At 70.8% G+C, this 2,055-nt stretch carries 1 protein-coding gene and 1 pseudogene; both read right to left on the bottom strand.

Annotated features, from left to right (window positions below; genetic code table 11):
- Window positions 1-353, bottom strand: a pseudogene (locus ACFU8Q_RS41170) (hypothetical protein); the annotation flags it as partial.
- Between the two features lie 82 nt (window positions 354-435).
- Window positions 436-1,953, bottom strand: coding sequence for an MFS transporter (locus tag ACFU8Q_RS41175; RefSeq protein WP_384465257.1), 1,518 nt, complete (start codon window positions 1,951-1,953; stop codon window positions 436-438).
- Window positions 1,954-2,055 lie beyond the last annotated feature (102 nt).

A 2,055-nucleotide genomic window follows, 5' to 3' on the forward strand; every position in this document is an offset into this window, starting at 1 on the left:
GTCCCCGGCACCGTCGCACGCTGTCCCCAGCGGGCAGCAATGAGCCGACGCGCCCGGCTCGCGGCCGGTCGCATCGGAGGCCGGGCATCAGGGCTTTCCGGCCGCTCCCGGTCCGGGGGCCGTGATGGCCCGGCCCGGGCCGGACCGGACCCACGCCGGCGCCCCGCGCGGACCGAGACCGCGAGGGCGACGGCGGTCATCGCGGACAGCAGACCCCAGGCGGGTGTGAAGCTGCCGGTGGCGTCCTTGAGCAGGCCGAGCGCGGGCGGCACCAGGACGATGGCGGCCTGGTTGACGGACATGGCCAGGCCGAGGGCGAATCCCGTCCTGTCCGGCGGAGCCGACTCGGCCACGTACACGACCCAGGGGCCTACCAGCCGAATCCGAAGAACCCGAGCCGGACGAGAACGGGCAGGCCTGCGGATCAAGCAACGGCTAGCTCGTCAGGGCCAGTTCGTCCTGCTCCGCCACCGCGGTCCGCCGCCGCAGCAGCGTGACGGCCAGCACCGCACCCGCCAGCAGCAGTGCGGCCCCCGCCACCGAGGCGTACTGCATGCTGTGCACGAAGGCCTCCCGTCCGATCGAGATCAGCGAACCGTCCCCCGTGGCCACCGCACCCGCCAGCGTCTTACGGGCGTCCTCCGGAGCGGAGCCCGGCATGTCGGCGGTGTAGACAGCCGTGGCCACCGCGCCGAGCAGGGCCATCCCCATCGCACCGCCGAACTCCTGCCCGGTCTCCAGCAGCGAGGCCGCCGAACTCGCCTTCTCCGGCGGGGCCGTGGACAGCGCCAGGTCCGAGACGAGCGCCATCACGGTGACGATGCCGCAGCTCATCACGGCGCAGCCGCCGAGCAGCAGCCACAGCGAGTCCGTACCGGTCAGGGCGAGGACCGCGAAACCGGCGGCGGCGATGACGAAACCGGCGCAGATGACGCGCGTGCGGTCGGTCCGCTGGGCGATCGCCGTGGCCGTCGGGGCGGCGGCACCCACCGCCAGTGACGGGGCCAGGCTCCACAGCGCGGCCTCCATCGTGCTCATGCCGAGCACCGACTGCAGATACTGCGTGGTGAAGAACGAGGACCCCAGCATGGCGAACGCGGCCAGCGCGTTCAGCCCGATCCCGGCCGCGAAGCCGCTGTTGCGGAAGAGCTCCCGGCTGATCATCGCGTCGCCGTGGCGGCGCTGGCGGCGGACGAAGAGCCGTCCGACGACGAGCCCGGCGGCGATGATCAGTGCGTTGCGCACATCGAGCCCGTGTGCGGCGCTCTCCTTGACCCCGTAGACGACGGGCAGCACGGCCCCCATCGACAACGGCACGCTCAGGAAGTCGAACCGGCCGGGGTTCGGGTCCTTGAACTCCGGCACCAGCACCGGCACCAGGACCAGCAGCAGCACCATGGCCGGCACGTTGATCAGGAAGACCGAGCCCCACCAGAAGTGCTCCAGCATGACCCCGCTGAGCACCGAGCCGAGCGCGATCCCACCCGCCATGGCGCCCGACCAGATGCCGACGGCCCGGCCGCGCTGCCGCTCGTCGCGGAACATGTTGCGTACGAGCCCCATCGTCGACGGCATCAGCGTCGCACCGCCGATCCCGAGCAGCGCGCGGGCCGCGATCAGCATCTCGGCGCTGGTGGAGTACGCGGCGGCGACGGACGCGGCACTGAACGCGAACGCGCCGAGGAGCAGCAGCTTGCGGCGGCCGATCCGGTCGCCCAGCGAGCCCATCGTGATGAGCAGGCCGGCCAGGGCGAAGGCGTACACGTCGAAGATCCAGAGCTGCTGGGTGGCGCTGGGTGCGAGGTCCCGGTCGATGGCCGGGATCGCGAAGAAGAGGACGGAGACGTCCATCGAGACGAGGAGGAGAGGAAGCAGAAGGACCACGAAGGCGGTCCATTCCCGGCGACCGGCGAGGGGGCCGCGCTCGGCGGTGGTGCTCGTAGCGTTCGTCATGCCTGGAAATGTACGAGCGTATAAAACGCTTGTCTAGTACGAATGTGTAAAACGTTCGTACATCTCGATGGGCAGCAAAAAACGCACTGGGCGGTTCACGTG

This window comes from Streptomyces sp. NPDC057543 (assembly GCF_042801895.1).
Taxonomy (GTDB): Bacteria; Actinomycetota; Actinomycetes; order Streptomycetales; family Streptomycetaceae; genus Streptomyces.

Coding starts and splice junctions, on each gene's coding strand:
- ACFU8Q_RS41175 (WP_384465257.1), bottom strand. CDS start 1,953: ATGACGAACGCTACGAGCACCACCGCCGAGCGCGGCCCCCTCGCCGGT.